At 67.2% G+C, this 4,207-nt stretch carries 5 protein-coding genes and 1 riboswitch; of the genes, 4 read left to right on the top strand and 1 reads right to left on the bottom strand.

What is annotated here, in order from left to right; translation table 11 throughout:
• A partial coding sequence (locus G6028_RS16165; RefSeq protein WP_338404257.1) for an ATP-binding cassette domain-containing protein occupies positions 1–451 on the bottom strand: 451 nt, incomplete at its 3' end.
• Positions 452–460: 9 nt separating this feature from the next.
• A riboswitch (TPP riboswitch) is annotated at positions 461–558 on the bottom strand.
• A gap of 390 nt (positions 559–948) precedes the next feature.
• Here G6028_RS16165 and G6028_RS16160 point away from each other — a divergent pair.
• From G6028_RS16160 to G6028_RS16145, 4 genes are all read left to right on the top strand, one after another.
• The gene (locus tag G6028_RS16160; RefSeq protein WP_182659481.1) at positions 949–2,106 is read left to right on the top strand and encodes a tyrosine-type recombinase/integrase; all 1,158 of its coding nucleotides are present in this window, start codon (positions 949–951) and stop codon (positions 2,104–2,106) included.
• A gap of 280 nt (positions 2,107–2,386) precedes the next feature.
• Positions 2,387–2,590 carry a helix-turn-helix domain-containing protein gene (locus tag G6028_RS17810; RefSeq protein WP_182659480.1) on the top strand — a complete coding sequence of 68 codons (204 nt, stop codon included), beginning with the start codon at positions 2,387–2,389 and terminating at the stop codon, positions 2,588–2,590.
• Positions 2,587–3,048 (top strand): HNH endonuclease, encoded by a 462-nt coding sequence (locus G6028_RS18110; protein ID WP_182659479.1) that lies wholly within the window; start codon positions 2,587–2,589, stop codon positions 3,046–3,048. Before G6028_RS17810 ends, G6028_RS18110 begins: the two co-directional genes overlap by 4 nt.
• Before the next feature lie 262 nt (positions 3,049–3,310).
• Positions 3,311–4,207: bifunctional DNA primase/polymerase (locus tag G6028_RS16145; RefSeq protein ID WP_182659478.1), on the top strand; the 897-nt coding region annotated here is incomplete at its 3' end.

Raw genomic sequence — 4,207 nt, 5'->3', positions numbered from 1 at the left:
GCGCGAGTGCGCCGCGCTGGCGCATCCCCGCGCTGAGTGCCGCGGGACGGGCCCCGGACCAGACGCCCAGACCCAGGCGGTCCAGCAAGGACTGGGCCTCGGTGCGGGCCGCGCGCCGGCCCACCCGTTGGTTACGGAGACTGATCGCGACGTTGTCGAGCAGGGTCAGCCAGGGCAACAGGCTGTCGCCCTGGGGCATCAGCGCGCAGGACTCGAGCCGTCGCTCGGGCTGACTCTCGTCGAGGACGAGGGCGGACCCCGTCGTCGGCTCGGCGAGGCCGGCGATCAGCGACAGCAGCGTCGACTTGCCACATCCGCTGCGCCCGACGACGGCGATGTGTTCGCCCACCGGAACGGAGAGGGTGAGGTCCGCGAGCACCGCGCGGCGCGCGCCCGGATAGGTGTGTCCCAGGTCCTCGAGAGACACCGCCGTGGTTCCCGGACGGCTCACCACAGCGTGCACCAGTGCATGTGACATCCCTCCGCTCGTGTGAACGAGTTCAGGTTCAGCGGGTGTGATCTCAGCCCCGTTCGGTAGGGGCACCCCGTGTCATCGGCGCCGATTGCGTCAATCGGGCCGAACATGAAACGTATCACCGGCCGATTCCGTGATGGGAGGCCCGTCGGCGGCCGCGAACGACGTGCCCTCTCAGCGAGTGGTCACATCGGAGGGATTTCGGAACACCCCACCTGGGAGAACGTGATCAGGAGTGACCACGCGGCGGGCGAACCGGACGGAAGCCGGTCGCCGTGCCGGACACATGCTTTGGGCTGTGCGCCCCCGAGAGGATTCGAACCCTTCGTGAACCGTTCCGGTTTACCTGCCGTGACCTGCTGCGATAGTCGATTGTGCTGGTCAGAGACGTTATCGCCTCTTGCGCATACGATAGCATGAGTTAGCACGAGACCGGATAGGTCTTGCATGCGAGTCGCACGAGAGGGGCCACGATGGGCAACAAGCGAGGCACCAGACGAGGGTTCGGAGCGATCCGCAAACTACCGTCGGGCCGCTACCAGGCCCACTACGTAGGCCCAGACGGGGCCAAACACTTAGCGCCGGCCACGTTCCACGCCCACGACGACGCCGCCGCATGGTGCGCCCACGAACGGCGACTTGTCGACCTCGACGTATGGACCCCGCCCGCCGAGCGGGCCAAGGCGCAGGAAGAGGCCCCGGCCGTACTGCTGGCCGACTACGCCCGAACCTGGCTCGACGAACGCAACCTGAAACCGTCCACCAGGACCGCGTACCGGTCCAAGCTCGAGACGCGCATCCTTCCCGAACTGGGAGACCTCGACCTGACCGCGATCACCCCGGCCGTTGTCCGCAAGTGGCACGCCGCCCTCGTCGCCACCCCGTCCGCGCCGAACGGTGGCCGGGACCGGAGTGGGGCCACCCGCAACGCCCACTGTTACGCGCTACTGCGGACCATCCTGGGAACCGCCGTCGACGATGGGCTCATCGAGGCCAATCCGTGCCGCATCCGCGGGGCGTCCCAGACCAAGCGTGTCCACGAGATCGAGGTGCTACCGGCCGGCGACCTGGAACGCCTCGCCGCCGCCATGCCCGACGAGATACGCCTCGTGGTGCTGCTGGCCGCATGGTGTGGCCTACGGCGCGGGGAAGTGCTCGCACTACGCCGCCGGGACGTGGCACCGGACGGCACCGAGGTTTACGTGCGCCGCGGTGTCACGTTCATACGGTCCAAGCCGGTGTTCTCGACCCCGAAGACCGACGCCGGGGTGCGTGACGTGACGGTGCCGCCGCACATCGTGCCCGCCGTGCTGGACCATCTCGAGCGGCACGTCGGCAGGGGCCGTGACTCGCTGTTGTTCACTGGCAAGGCCGAAGGGGTACTCGACGAGTGGACGCTACGCCGCACGTTCAAGGCCGCTGCCGAGTCCATCGAACGGCCGGGACTAAGGTTCCACGATCTACGGCACCAGGGCGCCGTGCTCGCTGCCCGCGCCGGTGCCACAACCAAGGAACTCATGTCGAGGTTGGGCCACACCACGCCGGCCATGTCCATGCGTTACCAGCACGCCGCGGCTGGCCGTGATGCCGAGATCGCCGCCAAGATGTCGAAGATGATGTCAGAAAAATAGCGTTCCACTAGACTCCGCGCCAATCGTCATGCATACTCACAACTGTGTTCGCATGAGTGAGCACCACAATCGAACATGATCGCTAGACCAAAGGCGAAGTGGAACCTCGAATAGTGGCCCTGGAGGCCAACTAGTCGGATCACCCCGAGAGGGGATCCCGAGGTAAGTAAGCCGGTCGAACGGCGTTCCAGCCCACCCGGGTGGCTGAACACCGAGCATTGCCTGCCACAGACAGACGTGGCCCGCAATCGCTCGTGTTCCCAGCCATTCGGGAGTTCTTGTGTCTGCGCCAAACAAGCGCTATTCGGCCATATCTGAGGCCGCAACCATCTACGACGTTCACCACCAGACGATCCGCCGGTGGATCTCTGAGGGCCGGATCACCGGCTACCGGTTCGGCCCCCGCATGTTGCGTGTCGATCTAGACGAGATCGACGCCATGCTGCGCCCTCTCGCTGCCGCTAAGCGGGGTGAGGTCGCATGATCTCCACCGCAACACGCGCCATGCGCCGCGAGGGATTCACGCCCGCCCAGCGTGACAACATCCTCGATGGATGCTGCCACTACTGCGGAACCGCTTTCCCCTCCGAGGTTGACCACGTCATCCCGTGGTCACGCGGCGGTTCCGACGATCTCGAGAATCTGGTCGCCGCCTGCTACCGCTGTAACCGGGACAAGTCTGACCTCACGCCTGAAGAGTGGGCCGCTGCTCGAGCTGGTCGCGGTGCCGCATGGCCGCCACCGACACGCGAGGCAATCCTGCTCGATCTCACGGCGGGACTCGTCGACGACGCCGACGCCGTTCACGCGGCCGTCAGTGACGAAACGTTGCTGGATTCGCTGGTGTCTTACGTGGACCAGGTACACCGCCACGGTGAGGACCGGGACCGTCATGCCGCCATGCTCGCCATGATTCACGCTGCCGGGGGTGCGTCGAAGTGAGCGAAAAGAGAAGCGCCCCCGCTGTGAACGAGGGCGCCCCAAACCATCCGACTGCTGACGATTCTACCCCGCGCCACGACAGTGCGCTGGCCGCCGCGGCCGGGTACGCCGTCCTGGTCGAAACGGGAGAAGGCCGATACCGGCGAAGGTTGTTCTTGACGTTGGCATCCGCTGAGCGGGCCGTGAACCGTGCCCGCGACCGGGGTAAGTATGCGCACCTAGTCCTGGTCACCCTCACGCCGACGGCGGTGATCCAGTGACCATGCTCGAGCACGCACTCAAGTACGCGGCCGACGGACTCGAGGTGTTCCCCCTCGTCCCTCGCACGAAGCGGCCGGCAACCGCCCACGGCAAAGATGACGCAACCGCCGACGCCGACCAGATCCGCGCATGGTGGACCGCAACACCGGATGCGAACATCGCGGCACGCCCCCCGGCCGGTGTCGTCGTCCTCGACGTCGACCCCCGTCACGGTGGCACCCTCGACGCGCTGGGAGACCTCCCGCCCACCTACCGGACCAAGACCGGCGGGGGCGGCTGGCACGTCTGGGCATGGCTACCCGAGGGGCTGGCCGACCGGGTACGCGGCAAGCTGGACGGGGCCGAGGGGATCGACGTCAAGACCTCGAGCGGGTACCTGGTGATGCCGCCGAGTGTTCACCCCGACGGGGGCCGGTACGTCCTCGAGGACGACACTGAACCGGCAGACCTACCTGCCCACCTACTCGACCGCGTCGTGCGCCGCCCGGTGGTCCGCGAGAGGCCCGCAGTTGCCCCCAGGATCAACGGTGACGAGCGCGGGGGCCGATACTGGGCCGCCGCCCTGACCGCCGAACTGGACGCCGTAGCGGGCGCCCCAGAAGGCAGCCGCAACGACACACTCAACCGGGCCGCCTACAACCTGGGAACCCTCGTCGTCGCCGTCGGTGCCGACCCCAACGACGTTGCCGATCAGCTCGCCACCGCGGCGCGGGGAATCGGCCTGGACGACCACGAGGCGCAAGCGACAATCCGATCCGGTCTGACCGCCGGCATGGAATCGCCCCGCGACATACCGGACACGTCCGGTTCGTCCGGTTCGACCGGTCTGTCCGGTTCGTCCGGTAGGGGTACCGCCCCCGATATGTCCGGTTCGACCGGTTCGACCGGTTCGTCCGGT

This window comes from Dietzia cercidiphylli (assembly GCF_014145145.1).
GTDB classification, from domain to species: Bacteria; Actinomycetota; Actinomycetes; order Mycobacteriales; family Mycobacteriaceae; genus Dietzia; species Dietzia natronolimnaea.
Note: the sequence above shows the minus strand (reverse complement) of the source record. Positions and strands in the feature narration are given on the sequence as shown.

Coding starts and splice junctions, on each gene's coding strand:
- G6028_RS18110 (WP_182659479.1), top strand. CDS start 2,587: ATGATCTCCACCGCAACACGCGCCATGCGCCGCGAGGGATTCACGCCC.
- G6028_RS16160 (WP_182659481.1), top strand. CDS start 949: ATGGGCAACAAGCGAGGCACCAGACGAGGGTTCGGAGCGATCCGCAAA.